Below are 17849 nucleotides of genomic sequence, written 5' to 3' on the forward strand. Positions count from 1 at the left end.
TAGTTGCCTTAAGCGGCGAGCTGATCGCGCATGCGGACCAATTGAGCTTGTACGGAAGTATCGAGCACTTGGTCGCCGACAGCCACGCGCACGCCGCCGATCAACGACTGGTCGACGGTGACGTTGGGCTTGAGCTTGAGGCCGAATTTTTGTTCAAGGGCGGCAACCAGGTCTTTGACCTGGGCGTCGCTCAGCTCGAACGCGCTGGTGATTTCCGCCTGCGCCGTGCCCTCGTGACGATTGCGCAGCACCACGAATTGCGAGGCGATGTCGGGCAGCAGCAGCAGCCGGTCGTTTTCAACCAGCAACTCGATGAAATTACGGGCGGCCTGCGGCAATTCGGCCTTGATCAGGCCGGAGAACAGCTCGACGCGCTGCTTATCGCCCAGACGCGGGTCGGCCATGGCCTCGCGCACGTCGGGGTTGGAGGCGACCTGCGACATTTCGCTGACCAGGTCGGCCCAGGCCGGCAAGCCGGCCTTGTCGTCGCGCGCTGCGCTGAAGAGCGCTTCAGCGTAGGGCCGGGCAACAGTGGAAAGTTCAGCCATGACGGTCCCGGATTAAAGCTGCGCGCGAAGCTGGTTGAGCAGCTCGGCGTGGGCGCGGGCGTCAACCTCGCGCTTGAGGATCTGTTCAGCACCCTTGACAGCCAACGCGGCAACATCGTCGCGCAGCGAGTCACGAGCGCGCTGGACTTCCTGCGCGGCATCCTGAGCAGCCTGAGCCACGATACGGGCGCGTTCAGCTTCCGCTTCACGGCGGGCTTGCTCGATCAGGGAGGCGGCTTGCTTCTCGGCCTCGATGATGCGGGCGTGGTTTTCGGACTTGGCAGAAGCCTCGATCAGACTGACGCGCGCCTGGGCTTGAGCCAAGTCGGCTTTGCCCTTCTCGGCGGCGGCAAGGCCGTCGGCGATTTTTTGGCGGCGCTCGTCCATCGCCTTCGTCAGAGGAGGCCACACGAATTTCATCGTGAACCAGCCCAGAACGAAGAACACGAGCATCTGGAAAATGATCGTCGCGTTCAGATTCACGGTCGTTCCTTTAACACCTTGCGGCTCCGACCGCACCCGGAAAGGGGCGTCACGGAGCACTCGATACTTTGCTGGCCGGCGACGGGGCTGTTGCCCACATCGCCGCCAACGTCATGACCCGCCTATTCGCCGGCGGGCGCTGCCTTAACCGACGAACGGGTTGGCGAAGGCGAACAGCATGGCAATACCCACGCCGATCAGGAATGCCGCGTCGATCAGGCCGGCCAGCAGGAACATCTTCGTTTGCAGAGCGTTCATCAGCTCAGGCTGACGAGCCGAAGCTTCCAGATACTTGCCGCCCATCAATGCGATGCCGATGCAAGCGCCGATAGCACCCAAACCGATGATGAGACCGCAAGCGAGGGCAACGAAAGCGACGTTGGTCATGACAACTCCTTGGTTAGAAATCTGAAGTCAAAAATTGAAAAATAAGGGGTACAGCTCAATGCAAGATAATCTTGCTATCCCACGCTGGCCGGGTGGCCAGCGCAGGAAATTCGGGGGATCAGTGGCCTTCGTGTGCCTGGCCGAGATACACCAGCGTCAGCATCATGAAGATGAAGGCCTGCAGAAGAACGATCAGGATGTGGAAGATCGCCCAGATGGAGCCGGCCAGGATGTGGCCGATTCCCAAGCCGATGCTGGCGCCGTTAAAGCCGGTCCAGGCGCCGCCCAGCAGGGCGATCAGCATGAAAATCAGTTCGCCGGCGAACATGTTGCCGAACAACCGCATGCCCAGCGACACGGACTTGGCGGCGTATTCGATCAGGTTCAGCAGCAGGTTGAACGGGGCCAGCACAACGGCGCCCAGGCCATGCGCATGGAACGGCGCGGTGAACAGTTCTTTGACGAAGCCGCCCGGGTGCTTGATCTTGATGCCGTAATAGAACATCAGCAGCAGCACGCCCAGCGACATGCCCATCGGCACGTTCAAGTCGGCCGTCGGCAGAATGCGGTGGTAGTAGAGGGGGTCGCCGTGATGCGCACCCAGGCCGGTCAGGCGCCAGATGGAGGGCAGCAGATCAACCGGCAGCAAGTCCAGCGCGTTCATCAGGATGATCCAGAGGAACACGGTGAGCGCCAGCGGGGCGATGAAAAGACGGCTTTTGGCGTTGTGGACGATGCCCTTGGCCTGGTCGTCGACCATGTCGACGATCATTTCCACGAAAGCCTGGAAGCGGGTCGGCACGCCACTGGTGGCGCGGCGAGCAGCGCGCCACAGAAAGAAAATGACGATCAGACCCATCAGGCCGGACCAGAACAACGAGTCGTAATTGATGACGTCGAACTGAGCAATTGCGCTCTGTTTTTCACCGGTATTGTTCAGATGCACCAGGTGATGCTGAATATACGCGGACTGAGGCGACACGTCGCTGGCAGCAGCCATTTGAATCCTACCCTATTTGCTGTATGCCCGAACCCTTGCGAGCCGGACGATTCCACGATCACGTTTGCCGCTACTTACTGCTCGGCGCTAAGACAACTTGCGGAACATCAAGAGCAGGAGGTAGCCCTTCAATGTGAGTATCAAACCCAGCAATGCGGCAGGCCAAACCAGACTGTCCTGTGCCACACGCGAAAGCATCCACAACAACAATGCCGTTGCGAATAACTTGATCAACTCACCAGAGAGAAAGGTAAAAGGGTTGGCGCGACCAGCCCGAACGCTGACAACCAGGCGCAATGCAAACAATGCATTGGGTATGAAATACGCTCCCGCCCCCGCCAGCGCCGACCAACCCGCCGCCGCCCCTCCGACAACTCCCGCAATTACTGCCGCTGCGAGCCCCATGGCGCCCTGCGCCGCCAATGCCAACAGGAGACCTCGGCTTGCTTGAGCATTCAGCGCGGCGCGATCCGCGTCGCTAAGCACCAGAACTTTTACTTCGTCATCCTGGTCCAACAAATCTCGCTGCTGGCGCAGTTGCGGTTTTTCACCTGGCTTTTCACCGGTTTTTTCGCCGGTTTTTTCACCATACAACGCGCCTTGCATCGAGCCTTGTGCTGAGCTTTGCGCTGCCTCTACTTCCGACCCGCGCATCTTTTGCATCAAGCATCCCCGCTGCACTACTACCCTGTCAGAACCGGCTTGCCCATGCATGTCAGTGCTTTTCAGCCCCGCTTTTGCATACCCGGCCGCCACGTGTTCTTATCCCGCAAGCGTCAAACCCGCAGAGTATAGCGTGAATCTTTTTGCCCAAGCAAATGAACTTTCGGCCGTTTGTAAGGTGGATGCAACGGCCGCGCAACGCTGAAATTAGGGACGCGAGCAATGCTTGCTCAACGGCCCCGCAAGCCTTGCCCCACGCGGCCCGCGATAAAAAATCGGCCCTTGTTCAAAGGGCCGATTTTAGTTTCGACAAGCGGTGCTAATACACCGACACCGCGCAGATCAATCTTCCTTGACCGGCGGCGGCGCCCACAGGCCGTCCAGCGCGGTGTCCTGCGGCCAATACAAACGCATGCTCAACAGGAACGGGCCGTCGGCGGCCGGCGAGCTGATCCAGTTGGAACGCTTCTTCTCGCCCGGGTCGCGGCGCTGGATGTAGATGTCCAGCGAACCGTCCGCGTTGTACTTCAGGCCGTCGGTGCTGCGCAGCGCGTAGCGGTTGGCCGGGTTCTCGCCAAAGCCGTGCTTGTCGTTATAGACGTGCAGCGACCAGAACGCATTGGCCGGCGGCAGCTGGCCCTTGTCGAAGTGCAGCACGTAGTCTTCATCGGACTTGAGCTGGCGGCCCTTCGAGTCGGACACGGTCACCGGATACAGCACGTCTTCCGGCGTCGGCGCGCCCAAGCCTGCGTAGGCGATGGCGGCGCGGCGCGAATAGTCGGTTCCATAGGTGCCGATGCCGGACAGCACGGTATTCCAGCCGTTGATCGGCGTCCCCAGGCGCGCCACGCCATCAGCGATACGGCGACCCGCCAGCGGTTGCGCATCAGCCAGCGCCTGTTGCACCGTCGGGCTCAGGCGACCATACGAGAACGGTTGGCGGCTATCCAGGCCGATGCGGCGCATGCGATCCAGGATGGGCGTGTCGTTGGCGTGCGGCGGGTTGTTGCGCAGCACGTCGAAGAACACCGTGAAGAACGACGCGGCGTCCATGCTGGCGGCTTGTTCGGCGGGCGTGCCGTCCGGAACATTCACCGGCGTCGGCATGGGCAAGCCGCTGCCAATTGGCGCCGAGCCCACGCGCGAACCGGTTTGCGGATACGCGTTGCCGGCGTTGCGGTTGCGGGACGGGGTGGTGGCGGACGCTGCCGGGGCGAGCAGCGGCGACGCGGTCATGCCGGCCTGGATCTGATTCACGGCAGCATAGTCTTGCGGGCCACCGGTTTGAGTCCAGCCGATCAGCCAACCCGTCGAGGTCGGGCTGTGGATGACGTCCATGCCCGTGGGCAGGGTCCCTTGCCAGTTCGGGCCGACGATCGCAAACGACTGCGCGCCGCGACCGTTGGTGCGCGTGCCGCGCGAGGCGAACACGTCGCTCCACATGTCCAGCGCCGACAGCACCGAGTAACGGCCGCCGGTATCGGGCAGGTTCACGATCAGCGGCGCTTGCGACACGTCGAACCACAGGCTGGAGTACAGCGCATCGGCGCTGGGCCACGGGGTATCGGCGGCGCGCGGGTCCGGGAACGCGGTCTTGTGGCCGAACTGGTTGACGGGCGCGCGGCCGTCCAGCGGCGTTTGCACGGCGGTAGCCTTGCGACGCGCCAACTCCATCAGCACCATCGGGTAGGCGTAGACATAGGCGTCGATCGCGGTGTCACGCAATTCCGCTTCGCTCATCTGCGGCGCGGGCGCGGACGAGGCCGGATAAGGCGTTTCAGAAACCAGGCGCAGCGAGGGCTGCGGCGATTGAGCCTGGGTGGCGGTCATGAAGCAGACGCTCAACGCGCCGGCGAGTACCGCGGTCGACCACCGGCGGTTAGCGATAAATGTACGCATGCAAGGCTCCTTCTTGATTTTGTTTGCTAGCGAGCCGCCGCGCGGGACTTGCCAGTGGGGCAAGCCGCTCTGGCGCGGCACCTCTTGATGACGCTTAACCAGCATAGGGAAGAACCCTGCAACAAGGTGCTGCCCAGACGTTTCAAGGCGCAACGTGCCTGCACGCCCTTCGCGCCCATGAAAAAGCGCGCCGGTGCGGGCGCGCTGGGCATCCCGCGACATTGGCGCGGGCGTTTTACTGTCGTAACAAGCCTTAACGGTGTTTAAAGTCCGGTTTGCGCTTTTCGGTGAAAGCCGCCATGCCTTCCTTCTGGTCTTCAGTGGCGAACAACGAATGGAACACGCGGCGCTCGAACAACAAGCCTTCGTTCAACGAGCCTTCGAACGCGCGGTTCACGCATTCCTTGGCCATCATCACGGATGGCAGCGACATCGAGGCGATCACGGTGGCCGCATCCAGCGCTTCTTCCATCAGCTTGTCGGCCGCCACCACGCGGGACACCAGGCCGGCGCGCTCGGCTTCTTCAGCGCCCATCATGCGGGCGGTCAATGCCAGGTCCATGGCCTTGGCCTTGCCCACCGCGCGCGGCAGACGCTGCGTGCCGCCCGCGCCGGGGATCACGCCCAGCTTGATTTCGGGCTGGCCGAACTTGGCGGTGTCGGCGGCGATGATGATGTCGCACATCATGGCCAGCTCGCAACCGCCGCCCAAGGCATAGCCGGCCACGGCGGCGATCACGGGTTTGCGAATGCGCTTCAGGGTTTCCCAGTTGCGGGTGATGTATTCGCTGCCATACACGTCCATGTACGACCAGTCTTTCATGGCGCCGATGTCCGCGCCCGCGGCAAACGCTTTTTCGCTGCCGGTGATGACCACGCAGCCGATGTCGGCGTTGGCCTCGAACGCCAGCAGCGCCGCGCCGAGCTCATCCATCAGTTGATCGTTCAGCGCGTTCAGCGCCTTGGGGCGGTTCAGCGTCAGCAGACCGACGCGGCCCCGGGTTTCGACCAGCACAAACGACTCGCTCATTGAATGTCTCCAGTAGGAAGTATGAAATAAGATACGAGCATGAAAAAAGACAACGCTTGCCCCGTACTTTACCGCCTGACGCCCTATGACCCGGCCGGACACCGCTACCGGATAACCCTAACGATCGACGCCCCCTCGCCCGACGGCCAGCGCTTGTCGTTGCCGGCCTGGATTCCGGGCAGCTATCTGATCCGCGACTTTTCCCGCCAGATTGAATCCGTGGCGGCGTACTCGGGTTCGCGCCGGGTGATTGTCGACAAAATTGATAACCACACCTGGCAGGCCGCGTCCGTCGACGGCCCCCTGCGCGTGGAATACGTGGTCTATGCCTGGGACTTGTCGGTACGCGGCGCGCACCTGGATGAAACGCATGGCTTTTTCAATGGCACCAGCGTCTTCCTGCGCGTACACGGGCAAGACCACCTGCCTTGCCTGCTTGACCTGGCGCCCCCGCGCGGCATCGACGGCTGGAAGGTCTACACCAGCCTGCCGGAAGCCACCGGCCAGCGGGGCGCGGCACGGCGCCACGGCTTTGGGCTGTACCTGGCGCCCGACTACGATGCGCTGATCGACCACCCGGTGGAAATGGGTCGGCCGCAGGTGGTCAGCTTTACCTCGCATGGCGCGGAGCACGAACTGGTGTTCACGGGCGTGGCGCCCAACCTGGATTTGGCTCGCATCGCATCCGACGTGAAAAAGATCTGCGACACGCAGATTGAATTCTTCGAGCCGCGCACCAAACGCGCGCCCTTCCTGGACAGCTCCAACCGCTACGTGTTCATGACCATGATCACGGGCGACGGCTACGGCGGCCTGGAGCACCGCGCCAGCACCGCGCTGATGACGGCCCGCAAAGACCTGCCGGTGCTGGGCCAGCAAGGCCAGGGGGAAGGCTATCGCGGCTTTCTCGGTCTGGTCAGCCATGAGTACTTCCACACCTGGAACGTCAAGCGCATCAAGCCGCAGGCGTTTGCCCCCTACCATCTAGAGCAGCCCGACCTGACGCGTTTGTTGTGGGTGTTTGAGGGCTTCACGTCTTACTACGACGACCTGCTGCTGCTGCGTTCCGGCGCAATCACGCAAACGGAATATCTGCGCCTGCTGGCCAAGACCATCACCAGCGTCGCCCGCACCCCGGGCCGCGCCAAACAGTCGGTGGCGGAAAGTTCGTTCGACGCGTGGACGCGGTATTACAAGCAGGACGAGAACTCGGCCAATGCGCTGGTCAGCTACTACACCAAGGGCGCGCTGGTGGCGCTGGGGCTGGACTTGCTGATCCGCCGTGAAAGTGGCGGCGCGCGCTCGCTGGACGACGTGATGGGTTTGCTATGGGACCGCTACGGCCGCGACTTCTATCAGGGCAAGCCGCAAGGCCTGCCGGAAGACGCGCTGCCGGGGCTGATCCTGGAAGCCACCGGCGTGGACACCCGGCGCTTCATCGCACGCCACGCCTACGGCACGGCCGACGTGCCGCTGGCCGAACTGCTTGCCGATCAAGGCATCACGCTGCACTGGAAAACGTCGGTCAATATACCTACGCTGGACGTGCGCACGCGCAAGCAAGGCGACGCGCTGACGCTTGCCACGGTGCTGGAGGGCGGCGCGGCCCACAAGGGCGGGCTGTCGGCGGGTGACGTACTGGTGGCGCTGGACGGACTGCGGGTGGAAGCGCCGGCGGGCCTGGACATGCTGCTGTCGCAATACCTGCCGGGCGACCGCGTGACGGTGCACGTTTTCCGGCGCGACGAACTGCGCGCCTTCCGCGTCAAGCTCAATGCGCCCGAAGCGCTGGACTGCGTGTTGACGGTGTAGGAACCACGGGCGGGCGTGCTATCGGCCCGCCCCGTCATTTCCCTGGCCACTGATCCCTATTCGTAAAACAGCGTCACGGTGGCGGTGGCATTGATGAGTCCCGCCACCAGCGTGTCGTCCGTCTGGTAGTAGCGCGCCACCAGCGGGATAGACAGCCTTTCCTTGTCAACCGTCGTCACGGCGGTTGTCAATGCCGTGCGCGTGCCCAGCGGTTGGACGACGTTGCTGCCCAGATCGCCCTGCAGCAGTTGCACGCCGACGCCGCGCGCCATACCGTCCCCTTGGGCGTTCTTGATGACGTGTTCCGGCGTGCCATCCGCATCGATCCGATAGGCCACCTTGACGCCTTGATCGCATTCAAGACTAATGCCAAACGCCTTCTCCCCGGCCGTGGCGCCGCGATGACCCAGGTGACGGTTGTTGATCGTCAGCAGATCCACCTTTACCGTTTGCCCGTCACGGACCGTGCAACCCATGCTGTTGACCTCGTACGCCACATTGCTGAACTCCACCATATTGCTGCGCAACGCACCGTAATAAACATCCGCGCGATGCGCGAAGGACACCCCGGACTTGATCGGGCCGGTCTTGATGAGTGTGAAGGTGAATTTCTGCGGCGGGTAATACTGCCAGTTCCGGAGCTGAAACCGAATTCTGGGGTAGTTCATGTACACCCCGCCCTCGTGCGTCCAGAATATCCGCATGCCTATGCCTGGAATGCCGCTTTCATAGACGTCTTTGTAGCCAGGCACGGGCTTGGCGCCCGCCTGCAATCCATACGAAAACCACTCGCCGTTGGTGGTGCAGCGCAGATAGCCGATGCCTTGGTCGATATTCTTGCTGTAAATGATGCTGCCCACGGCCGCGTCACGTGGCGGCTTCATTTCTTTCAAGTCCTGCGCGGTAATGTACGTCGACAGAGATTCGCCAGTACATGCCGCCCAAGCCGAGCGTACCGCGCACATCAACAGGGAGATTCCAAAAACTGCGCGTCGCAACCATGTATTCATGACACCGAATCCTGTAGAGGAGCGGGGTGGGCGGACGTGCACGACAGCTCCAGCTGCGGGTAGTAATGCACGTCTTCGGACGCCGCCTGCTCGTCCACCTGATAGATGGCCTGACATTGCTGATCGGCGGCGGCTCCCCACTTGACCGCCAGCTGCCCTTGGCCTTGCAAGCCGCGCACAAAGGCCCGGCCGCCCTGGCCCACCAGCGTGACGGCATCGATGCCCGGGATGATGACTTCCGCACCCATCGGGATCGTTGCGCCGTGCTCACGCACCAGCTTCAGCAAGATCGGCCGGCCCGCCACGGTGGGGTAGCGCAGCAACACGACTGCCCCCGCGCGCGGCGCCACCTGCTGCGAGGTAATTTCCAATTCGACGTCACGCGACGTGCCTTTAGGGTCCAGCGCAACCTCGTTGCGGCGGTAGGGCATCAACCCCGCCAAGGCACCATAGCCGTTCGCGCCGATGTACCCGCGCGAGCCCGAGACGATGGCCGCGCCGTAAGCGTCGGGCGCCTCAAGCACCGCCATCGTTTCGCCCTGCGCCTGGGTCGCGTTGATGCCGCCGGCGTGGGCGATCAAGGTGCCCCGCATGCCCGCGCCGTATTGGCGATAGCCGTCGCCGCCGCTACCCGACAAGCTGTAGTTGGCGTGCGCCGTGTCGTAGCGCACGCTGCCGCCCTGGTTGCGGCTGCCTTGACCGTTGGTGTGGTTATACGAACCGTAGACGTTGTAGCCAAACTGCCCTGACTCGCCGGCAGATCCGCTGACAGACGCATTGGCGCTGCGCTTGCCATTGCCTTCAAGGTTCATGGACGTACTGAGATACGGCGCATTCGATCCGCGTCCCAAGGGCAGGCTGAGGCTGAGCAGATACTGGTTGCCAGCGCGGCCACGTCCGTCGCGGGCCCGCACCAGGCTGATATTCACGCTGCCCCAGGAATAGCCATTGGCGTAGCTGGCGTAATAGCTTGTGTCGCGGCGCTGGTGTCGGTTCCAGTAGTTTTGCGAAACGCCGGACAGCGTCACGCTGCCCAAGTCATTGCCCAGGGGCTGGCTGATATTGAATTGAAGGCGGCTGCGCTCTTTGCCGCCATACGCCGACGGCCGGCGCGCTTCGCGGATGCGTGCAAATTCGCCAAGGCTCAAGTAATTTTCACTGGAAAAGCGATACGCCACCACGCTGAAGTTGGTGGAAGTAGGCTCCAGCAGCTTGCTGTAACTGAGCCGCACGCTGCGCCCGCTGGCCGTGTCGCGGGTAGAGCCCATCGCGGCGTGAGACTGCGTCAGGTCCGCCGCCAATGCGCCCAGCGGGGTGCTGACCGCCACGCCACCAAGAATTGCCCGATACTGCTGCGCCACGATGGCGCCGCCATAGCCCGTCACCGTATCGGACAAGCCGCGTTGATAGGTGCCCTGCATGAACGAGGGCGGAGCGTTCAGGGTGTCGTCACGATACCGCCCACCCGTTACGCTGAAGCGCGAACTGCCGGGACGCAGCAACTGGGCCACCGACGCGTAGGGCACCACGAACCGCTTGGTGCGCCCGTCGGCTTCGGTCACCGTCACGTCAAGATCGCCGGCGTAGCCTGTGTTGTAAAGGTCGTCGATGGCAAAAGGCCCTGGCGATACGGTGGTTTCGTACAGCAGGTTGTTGCCCTGGCGCACGCTGACCTTGGCCGTGGTGTCGGCCACGCCGCGCACCACCGGCGCAAAACCGCGCATGGAGTCCGGCAGCATGCGTTCGTCGCTGCTGAGCTGGAGGCCCGTGTACGGAACACTGTCAAAAAGATTGCCGGGCGTATAGAACTGCCCAAGCGTCAGTTGGGCACTGGCGGCGGTCACATCACGCTGCGCGTAGGTGCTTAACGCCTGATAACGGCTGCGCTGGCCCGGGCTGGAGCGATCGGTGTAGCTGAACGAGCCGTTGTGCCGGAAGCGCCAGTCGCCCAGGTTCAGGCCCGCGTTCGCGCTGCTGTAGAAGGTGCGATCGGTGCGGTTGCCAAAGCGATTGGACGACAGGTTGATGCCGTACCCCAGGAAGCCGGCGTTTATGCCCGCGTCCCACTCTTCAGGTGGAACGTAGCCACGCGCCACCGACTTCAGGTAGATCTGAGGAATGGAAAGGTCGGCGCGCAGCTCGGCTATATCCACCTCGAACTGGCTGGCCGCAGGCAGGTCATCGACACCCAGGCAGTCGGTGTCCGGGGCACGCGGGTCGGCAGCGGTGTTCGCGCCGGACAGGTCGACGCCGATGCGCTCAAGCACCGTGGCCGGCAGGCACGGCTGCATGCCGGCATGGACGGTGGCCGAAGAAGACGGCAAGGGCGAGGAGTCGGGCAAGAATGGCGACGTCGTTTTGATCTGGATGCGCTCGCGACCAATGCGGTTGCCGTTCAAATACAAGTCCAGCTGATAGACACCCGCTTCCAGGGCGTTGCCCTGCTGAAATCGGGATAGATCCACCGTTTGCCCTCGACGGCTGGCAAAGAAGGCGGGGTTGAATTCAACCGGTTCGGTCGCTTGAGCCGTGGCGCATGCCAAGCTAGACCAAAGCAGAAGCCAACGGTTGATGGGGGTACGGCGGGCCATGACGCCGCTTAAGGATCAAGACGACTTTCGCGCCGCACCGTTGCGCCGTAGTCGTTGACCGATTCGAATACCACGGCGCCTTTGGCGCCCGCCGCATTCGGCAGCTTTCCACTGCCCAGTTCCGTGACGGACCGGGGGGCCAGCATGCGGCTGGGCACTGATATTGCCCTGCCGTCCTGTAGCGTCAACGACACGGACGTCAACGACACGTGAAACGCGCTGTCGTTGCGCACCCGCAGCGCCGGGCCATTACCTGCCTGCACGATTTGCCAGCGCAATTGCGCGGCCGCGTCGGCGGCGGTGCCGGGCAGGCCGACGGGTCGAAAGAACAATTTGATGCGGCTGCGAAAAGCCAGCTGCATGTGGTTTGCCACCTGCGCGGACGGCAGCGGTGGAACGTCCAGCACGTTAAGCCAGAAGACGGACTCGCGGTCGGCGGGCAAGGTGGATGACGGCGCATAAGCGATGCGCAACGTCTGCCCCTTGCCGGGATTGATGCGAGCAAGCGGCGGCATGATTACGAACGGCGCGTTCACTTCATCAGGCGTGGCGTCCAGGTCGCCATCGTCGATCCAGGCTTGCACCAGCGCCGGCTGGCCGCCGTCATTGGTCAGCCGCAACGTGACTTCGCGTTCTTGGGCGGGATAGACGACGCGCGTGCCACCGATCACCACGTTGGATTGGGCGGAAGGGGGCAGCAGGGTTGCACAAGCCAGGCACAGCAACGCGCAGAAATGGCGAAGCGTGGCCCGGCTTGCGTAGTCCGGAAGCCCCCTGAGCTTGCGCTCAAGGGGAACCGGCTTCATTCGTAGATCAGGTCCAGCAGGACTTCGGTCTGGACCGGGCCGGGCGTGGTGCTGGCGGTGGCCGCCAGGTACTGCGCGTAGAACTCGATCGTTGCGGCATTGCCCGCGATGTTGACCGATTCAGCGCCGTCGTTGGTGAACAGATTGATGGGCTGGTACTTGCTGTTCAGCAGCTGCACCTGTGCGTTGGAGGGGGTGTCGTTCCCGGAGGCAACCGCCCGGTTGATCAGCGCGCCCGTGGTGGGATCGACGTTTCCATCGCGGTTAAAGCGCGTGGTGACCTTGCTGCCGGAGCAGCCGGTCAGATTCAACGTGATGAGCTCGCGTGCGGCCACATCGTTCTGCTTGGCCAGCGCGCTGACGCTGACCGGCTTCAGATTCACCTGTTTGACGCCGCCCTGGCCCACATCCTTGATTTCGCAGGTGGACGATGACACGTAGCCCTCGAACACCAACTTCACATCGGCCGCCAATGCGCCGCCGCACAGCAGCAAGGACGAAAATGCGAGGCCTGCCGCAACAATCTTCTTATTCACCGAACTCTCCGACTGACTTGTCCCCAGGGCGCGCAACCCGCGCGCCCTGGGTCCACCGCGTAGAGTCAGGCTGAAGCCTTCAACGCATCAACGCAGGGACGAGTGCCATTGTTTCGAATCCGTCGGGCCAGAAATATGAGAAAGTTCTCAAAGCAAAATCGCGGCGGGTCTGATGAGGTCGACGCGCAACACATCGGCCGGCTTCTGTCATCGCCGTTAATTCAGTTTGGCGCCCGACACGGTCACGGCCTGCTTCCACGTTTCCAGTTCACGGTCGATATGGCTGGCGAATTCGGCGGGCGTGGATCCCACGGTTTCATAGCCGTAGCCCGCCAGTTGCTGCTTCAAGGCAGGCACCGCTACCGCGTCGGCAATACCGCGACTCAACGCTTCCACGATGCCCGGCGGCGTGCCGGCGGGCGCCAGCACGCCATACCAGCCGTTCACGACAAAGCCCGGCACGCTTTCGGCCACCGTCGGCACGTTGGGCAACAGCGGCGACCGGCGTTCGCCCGTTACCGCGATTGCCTTCAACTTGCCGGCCTGCACCTGCGGCAACGACGTTGAGATGCTGTCGAACATCAGCGACACCTCGCCACCCAGCAATGCCACAACCGCCGGGCCGCTGCCCTTGTAGGGCACGTGCATCATGTCCGTTCCCGTCTGATTCTTGAACATCTCGGCGGCCAGGTGGCTGGTGTTGCCATTGCCCGCCGATGCAAAGCTGAGCTTGCCGGGGTGACTCTTGGCGTAGGTGATCAGCTCGGGAATCGTGTTGGCGGGCGTGTTCAACGGCGCGGCCACCAGCATCGGCAAGGTGGCAACGAGCGACACCGGCGCGAAGTCCTTGCGCGTGTCGTAAGGCAATGATGGATACAGGCTGGGGTTGATGGCGTGCGCGGCCAGCACCATCAGCAGCGTATAGCCGTCGGGTTTGGCGCGCGCCAGTTGGGCCGAGGCGATGGCGCCACCCGCGCCCGGCTTGTATTCCAGCACCACCGGCTGGCCCCACATCTTTTGCAATTGCGCGCCCAGGGGCCGGGCCAGCATGTCGGCGCTGCCGCCGGGCGGGTATGGGATCAGCAAGGTGATGGGCTTGTCCGGATAGACGGGCGCGGCGTGCGCGGCGGCCAGCGGTAACGCGCATAGCGCGGCGGCGGCCAACAGGGAACGGATCATCAGCGGTCTCCTTGGCCCGGATCGGGCTGGATGGGTCGGGCGATATGGGTCGGGCTTGAGCGGTCGGGCTTGAGGGGTCGGGCTTAACAGGTCGGGCTTAACAGGTCGGGCTGAATAGGCCGGGCTGAATAGGCCGCGCTTGAGCTGCCGGACTGCGCGTGCGAGGCGATCACGGTTGACGCCATCACGCGTAGCGCGGCGCGCCGGCGGCATCCAGCACGATCACACGCGGCGTCTCTGGAAAGCGCAATGGCGCATCGGTCACCGATCGCAGGTACTCGGGGTCGACGCCATCGGTCATCGCGTAAACGCTCAAACCGGCGGGCGTCACATCGATCACCGCCAGGTCGGTGTAGATGCGCGTGACCACGCCCTTTCCTGTCAGCGGATAGGTGCATTGGCGCAGCACCTTGGGCGTGCCGTCGCGGCCACGGTGTTCCATGGTCACCAGCACCTGCTTGGCGCCCACGGCCAGGTCCATGGCGCCGCCCACGGCGGGAATGGCATCGGCCGCATCCGTCTTCCAGTTGGCCAGGTCACCCGTCTCCGATACCTGGAACGCGCCCAGCACGGCATAGTCCAGGTGGCCGCCGCGCATCATTGCAAACGACACGGTGTGCTCGGTGATGGACGCGCCGTCCAGCAAGGTGATGGGCTGGCGGCTGGCGTTGATGAGGTCCGGGTCCACGTCCTTGCCGCTGGCAGCCGGGCCCATGCCCAGGATGCCGTTTTCGCTGTGCAAGAGGATGTCCTTGTCGGGCGGCAGGTAATCGCCCACCAGCGTCGGCATGCCGATCCCCAGGTTCACGATGGACCCATCGGGTATATCGCTGGCCAGCAACTGCGCGATCTGTTGCCGGGTCAGGCCGGTGATGGACCGGGCATGTGGGTCGCCGTCGTTGCCCCGCTTGCCTGGATGGCCTTGGCTGCCTTGATTGCCCTGGTTGTTGTAATTGCCCTGCCTGGTTTGATTGCCCTGCATGTCAGCCCTCCACCCGCACCACGGATTTGACGAAGATGCCTTGCGTCATGACCTGCTCAGGCACGAAGGTGCCCAGCGGCACGATCTCGTCCACCTGCGCGATGGCGTGGCCCGCCGCCATGCACATCACCGGATTGAAGTTGCGCGCCGCGTGGCGGTACATCAGGTTGCCCCAGCGGTCGCCCAAGTGGGCGCGGATCAGCGCGTAGTCGGCGCGCAGCGGTTGTTCCAGCACATAGCCCACGCCGTCGATGACTTCCTGACGGCGCCCTTCGGCCAATTCCGTGCCGTAGCCGGTGGGGGTATAGAACGGCCCCAGTCCGGCGCCGGCCGCGCGCAACCGTTCGGCCAGGGTGCCTTGCGGCACGCATTCCAGTTCGACCTCGCCGGCCCGGTAGGCGCGTGCGAAGGCGTCGGAATTGGGCGGGCGCGGGTGCGAGCAGATGATCTTCCTGACCTGCCTGCGGATCAGCAGCGCGGCAATGCCGCGTTCGAACGTGCCGGCGTTGTTCGAGATGATGGTCAAGTCGCGCCGCCCGGATTGCGCCAGGCATTGCAGCAATTCGTACGGCACACCGGCCTCGCCGAAGCCGCCCACCAGCACCGATGCGCCGTCGGGGATAACAGCCACGGCCTGGGCCATGGACGCCTGGATCTTGTCGATCATCTATTGCTCCAGGGCCAGTCCGGCCGTGTCCACGATCTGTTTCCAGCGCGCGCGTTCCTGGTCGATGAAGGCGGTGAATTCGGCGGGTGTGTTGCCGCCCGCCTGGCCGCCCATGGCCTTGAAACGTCCGCTGATGTCGGGGCTTTGCACCACGTCGCGCGTGGCGGCGTAGAGTTTGTCGACGACGTTTGCCGGCGTGCCCGCTGGCGCGATCAACCCAAACCACGCGGTGACCACCATGTCCTTGACACCGGCTTCGGCCATGGTGGGCACGTCCGGCAGTTCGGCCAGCCGCTTGTCGCTGGTGACCGCCAGCGCGCGCAGCTTGCCCGACTGGATGTACGGCATGGAGCTGGGCAGGTTGTCGATCATGAAGGTGAACTGCTGGCCCAGCAGCGCGGCCACGGCGGGGCCGGCGCCTTTGTACGCGATATGCGTGCCGGCCACGCCCGCGCGTTGCTTGAACAGTTCGGCGGACAGATGGGGCGATTGGCCGGCGCCGGAGCTGCCGAAGGACACCTTGGACGGGTCGCGCCGCGCTTGCGCCTGCAAGTCGGCCACGCTGCGCACGGGCGACGCTTCGTTCACGACCAGTACATTGGGCACCGATATCACCAACGTGACCGGCGCGAAATCGGCGGGCTTGTAGGGCAGCGTCTTGTACAGCGCGTAGTTGATGGCGTTGGGGCCGATATTGCCCATCAGCAGCGTGTAGCCGTCGGGCTTGGCGCGCGCCAGCGCCTGGGCGCCGATGATGCCGGCCGCGCCCGCGCGGTTCTCGACGATGACTTGCTGGCCCAGCTTGGCCGCAAGCTTGTCGGCGATGAGCCGCGCCGAGATATCGGTGGTGCCGCCGGGCGCGGCCGGGATGATCAGGGTGATCGGCCGTTCCGGCCAGGCGGCGTGAGCCGGACCGGCGATGGCGGCCGCCATCACGCCCGCGGCCAGCCAGCGATGCGCTTGCAACATGCTTGTCTCCGAACGCGGTCATGGATGACCAACTTGTCGGGCAAGTGTGTGCGGCGCGCCGGCAAATGCCAATTCTGCAATCTGGAGGACGGGCTTCGCCTGAGCTTAACGCCGAGGTGGGCGCGCGGATCGGGCAAGCGTGGTCCGGCCGCGTGGCGGCTCCGGGAATTCGGGCTTGGGCTGGGGCTGGGGCTGGGGCTGGGGCTGAGGCTGAGGCTGGGGCTGAGGCTGGGGCTGAGGCTGGGGCTGAGGCTGGGGCTGAGGCTGGGGCTTGGGCTGGGGCTTGGGCTGGGGCTGAGGCGGGCTAAGGCTGGGGCTTGGGCTTGGCCTCAGCCTGCCGCGCTACTTACTCACGAGGGCTTAGTCGCCCGCGCGTTCCCAGCGGCGCTGGATGGCCTTGGCCGCGACCACGCCGTCCGCCATCGACGTCACCACGCAGGGGTGCATGCGGTGGGCGACTTCGCCAATGGCATAGATGTCCGGCACGCTGGTCTCGGCGGTGGCGAAGTCGGTGCGGATGTAGCCGCGTTCGTCGCGGGCCAGTTGCAGGCCGTCGGCAAAGGCGGCCTGCGGTTCCCAGCCGTAGAAGACCAGGATCAGGTCGTACTGCCGGCCGTCCACGCTGCGGTGGGCGGGGTCGACGGTGTAGGGGCCGATGCGCACGCCCTCGCGGCCGGCGCGGGTGACCCATTGCTGCTGGGCGCGCACGCTGCGCGCATACAGGTGCACCATGCGCGCGCCGCGATTGCGCACGTAAACGTAATTCTCGAAGGCGTTGTCGCCGCCGCCCAGCACCGCCACCGACAAGCCGGAGTAGTCCTGCGCGACGATGGGCGAACCCGGGCCGACCAGCACGCCGGGCCACGAGGCGCCCGGCGGATGATCGGGCAAGCCCTTGGCGCGCACGCCCGATGCGATGACCAGCGTACGGCCACGCACCTGTTCCTGGCCGCCGCCGGGGCCGGCCAAGGTGGCCTGGACGCCGCCTTTGCAGGGCAGCACGTCGACAACGCGGGAGTTCATGCGCAGCGGCACGTTGGCGGCGCGCACGCTGGTGTCGATATTGGCCGCCACCTGCTGACCGGTCACGCCCGGCAACACGGCGATCCAGTCGTCGGCGAAGGGGTTGTCCTGCGCCAGGCCGCCCAGGCGGGCGCCGGCCTCGACTAATATCGGGGACAAACCAAGCCTGGCCAGCCACAGGGCGCAGGACGCGCCGGCCGGGCCGCCGCCTACAATGACCGCATCGTGCATGTGTTGCATTTCCACCCTTATTGACCGCGCCGG

At 64.2% G+C, this 17849-nt stretch carries 17 protein-coding genes; 1 reads left to right on the forward strand and 16 read right to left on the reverse strand.

Going from position 1 to position 17849, the window contains the following annotated elements:
• Positions 1-8: 8 nt before the first annotated feature.
• The 7 genes from AC0Z35_RS20155 to AC0Z35_RS20185 form a co-directional block, all read right to left on the reverse strand.
• Complete coding sequence (locus tag AC0Z35_RS20155) at positions 9-548, reverse strand: F0F1 ATP synthase subunit delta (protein WP_046806632.1); 540 nt, start codon at positions 546-548, stop codon at positions 9-11.
• A gap of 12 nt (positions 549-560) precedes the next feature.
• Complete coding sequence (locus tag AC0Z35_RS20160) at positions 561-1031, reverse strand: F0F1 ATP synthase subunit B (protein ID WP_006227275.1); 471 nt, start codon at positions 1029-1031, stop codon at positions 561-563.
• Between the two features lie 144 nt (positions 1032-1175).
• Complete coding sequence (atpE, locus tag AC0Z35_RS20165; protein ID WP_003815363.1) at positions 1176-1418, reverse strand: F0F1 ATP synthase subunit C; 243 nt, start codon at positions 1416-1418, stop codon at positions 1176-1178.
• A 118-nt stretch (positions 1419-1536) separates the two neighbouring features.
• Complete coding sequence (atpB, locus tag AC0Z35_RS20170; protein ID WP_046806633.1) at positions 1537-2418, reverse strand: F0F1 ATP synthase subunit A; 882 nt, start codon at positions 2416-2418, stop codon at positions 1537-1539.
• An 87-nt stretch (positions 2419-2505) separates the two neighbouring features.
• Positions 2506-2937 (reverse strand): ATP synthase subunit I, encoded by a 432-nt coding sequence (locus AC0Z35_RS20175; RefSeq protein WP_104144818.1) that lies wholly within the window; start codon positions 2935-2937, stop codon positions 2506-2508.
• A 486-nt stretch (positions 2938-3423) separates the two neighbouring features.
• Complete coding sequence (locus AC0Z35_RS20180; protein ID WP_046805630.1) at positions 3424-4980, reverse strand: DUF1254 domain-containing protein; 1557 nt, start codon at positions 4978-4980, stop codon at positions 3424-3426.
• Positions 4981-5233: 253 nt separating this feature from the next.
• Positions 5234-6010: an enoyl-CoA hydratase gene (locus AC0Z35_RS20185; RefSeq protein ID WP_008167478.1), complete on the reverse strand. Its 777-nt coding sequence runs from the start codon at positions 6008-6010 to the stop codon at positions 5234-5236.
• A gap of 39 nt (positions 6011-6049) precedes the next feature.
• Between AC0Z35_RS20185 and AC0Z35_RS20190 the strand changes: the two genes are divergently transcribed.
• Positions 6050-7822: a M61 family metallopeptidase gene (locus AC0Z35_RS20190; protein WP_485132571.1), complete on the forward strand. Its 1773-nt coding sequence runs from the start codon at positions 6050-6052 to the stop codon at positions 7820-7822.
• Between the two features lie 56 nt (positions 7823-7878).
• On the opposite strand, the gene AC0Z35_RS20195 is transcribed toward AC0Z35_RS20190, so the two are convergent.
• The 9 genes from AC0Z35_RS20195 to AC0Z35_RS20235 all read right to left on the reverse strand — a co-directional run bounded on the left by AC0Z35_RS20195 (position 7879) and on the right by AC0Z35_RS20235 (position 17825).
• Entirely contained in the window at positions 7879-8832 is a 954-nt protein-coding gene (locus tag AC0Z35_RS20195) for a fimbrial protein (RefSeq protein ID WP_485132572.1), read from the reverse strand.
• Positions 8829-11423, reverse strand: a complete 2595-nt coding sequence (locus tag AC0Z35_RS20200) for a fimbria/pilus outer membrane usher protein (protein ID WP_485132573.1) — start codon at positions 11421-11423, stop codon at positions 8829-8831. Before AC0Z35_RS20200 ends, AC0Z35_RS20195 begins: the two co-directional genes overlap by 4 nt.
• 8 nt (positions 11424-11431) lie before the next feature.
• A complete protein-coding gene (locus AC0Z35_RS20205; RefSeq protein WP_485132574.1) occupies positions 11432-12229 on the reverse strand; it encodes a fimbria/pilus periplasmic chaperone in 798 nt (265 codons plus the stop codon).
• A complete protein-coding gene (locus AC0Z35_RS20210) occupies positions 12226-12765 on the reverse strand; it encodes a fimbrial protein (protein ID WP_046805627.1) in 540 nt (179 codons plus the stop codon). The genes AC0Z35_RS20205 and AC0Z35_RS20210 overlap by 4 nt, the downstream gene beginning before the upstream one ends.
• Positions 12766-12981: 216 nt before the next feature.
• Positions 12982-13944, reverse strand: coding sequence for a tripartite tricarboxylate transporter substrate binding protein (locus AC0Z35_RS20215; protein WP_219991598.1), 963 nt, complete (start codon positions 13942-13944; stop codon positions 12982-12984).
• A 184-nt stretch (positions 13945-14128) separates the two neighbouring features.
• Positions 14129-14926 carry a 3-oxoacid CoA-transferase subunit B gene (locus AC0Z35_RS20220; protein WP_223264933.1) on the reverse strand — a complete coding sequence of 266 codons (798 nt, stop codon included), beginning with the start codon at positions 14924-14926 and terminating at the stop codon, positions 14129-14131.
• Position 14927: 1 nt separating this feature from the next.
• A complete protein-coding gene (locus AC0Z35_RS20225) occupies positions 14928-15593 on the reverse strand; it encodes a 3-oxoacid CoA-transferase subunit A (RefSeq protein WP_485132575.1) in 666 nt (221 codons plus the stop codon).
• Positions 15594-16562 (reverse strand): Bug family tripartite tricarboxylate transporter substrate binding protein, encoded by a 969-nt coding sequence (locus AC0Z35_RS20230; RefSeq protein ID WP_485132576.1) that lies wholly within the window; start codon positions 16560-16562, stop codon positions 15594-15596.
• Positions 16563-16922: 360 nt separating this feature from the next.
• Positions 16923-17825, reverse strand: coding sequence for an NAD(P)/FAD-dependent oxidoreductase (locus AC0Z35_RS20235; protein ID WP_485132577.1), 903 nt, complete (start codon positions 17823-17825; stop codon positions 16923-16925).
• Positions 17826-17849 lie beyond the last annotated feature (24 nt).

This window comes from Achromobacter sp. 1L-A-4-B-C2, from assembly GCF_057291955.1.

Excerpts from the sequence above, each read along its gene's own strand:
- AC0Z35_RS20190 (WP_485132571.1), top strand. The coding sequence starts at position 6,050 with ATGAAAAAAGACAACGCTTGCCCCGTACTTTACCGCCTGACGCCCTAT.
- AC0Z35_RS20155 (WP_046806632.1), bottom strand. The coding sequence starts at position 548 with ATGGCTGAACTTTCCACTGTTGCCCGGCCCTACGCTGAAGCGCTCTTC.
- AC0Z35_RS20195 (WP_485132572.1), bottom strand. The coding sequence starts at position 8,832 with ATGAATACATGGTTGCGACGCGCAGTTTTTGGAATCTCCCTGTTGATG.
- AC0Z35_RS20230 (WP_485132576.1), bottom strand. The coding sequence starts at position 16,562 with ATGTTGCAAGCGCATCGCTGGCTGGCCGCGGGCGTGATGGCGGCCGCC.
- AC0Z35_RS20180 (WP_046805630.1), bottom strand. The coding sequence starts at position 4,980 with ATGCGTACATTTATCGCTAACCGCCGGTGGTCGACCGCGGTACTCGCC.
- AC0Z35_RS20185 (WP_008167478.1), bottom strand. The coding sequence starts at position 6,010 with ATGAGCGAGTCGTTTGTGCTGGTCGAAACCCGGGGCCGCGTCGGTCTG.
- AC0Z35_RS20200 (WP_485132573.1), bottom strand. The coding sequence starts at position 11,423 with ATGGCCCGCCGTACCCCCATCAACCGTTGGCTTCTGCTTTGGTCTAGC.
- AC0Z35_RS20205 (WP_485132574.1), bottom strand. The coding sequence starts at position 12,229 with ATGAAGCCGGTTCCCCTTGAGCGCAAGCTCAGGGGGCTTCCGGACTAC.
- AC0Z35_RS20225 (WP_485132575.1), bottom strand. The coding sequence starts at position 15,593 with ATGATCGACAAGATCCAGGCGTCCATGGCCCAGGCCGTGGCTGTTATC.
- atpB (WP_046806633.1), bottom strand. The coding sequence starts at position 2,418 with ATGGCTGCTGCCAGCGACGTGTCGCCTCAGTCCGCGTATATTCAGCAT.
- AC0Z35_RS20215 (WP_219991598.1), bottom strand. The coding sequence starts at position 13,944 with ATGATCCGTTCCCTGTTGGCCGCCGCCGCGCTATGCGCGTTACCGCTG.
- AC0Z35_RS20235 (WP_485132577.1), bottom strand. The coding sequence starts at position 17,825 with ATGCAACACATGCACGATGCGGTCATTGTAGGCGGCGGCCCGGCCGGC.
- atpE (WP_003815363.1), bottom strand. The coding sequence starts at position 1,418 with ATGACCAACGTCGCTTTCGTTGCCCTCGCTTGCGGTCTCATCATCGGT.
- AC0Z35_RS20220 (WP_223264933.1), bottom strand. The coding sequence starts at position 14,926 with ATGCAGGGCAATCAAACCAGGCAGGGCAATTACAACAACCAGGGCAAT.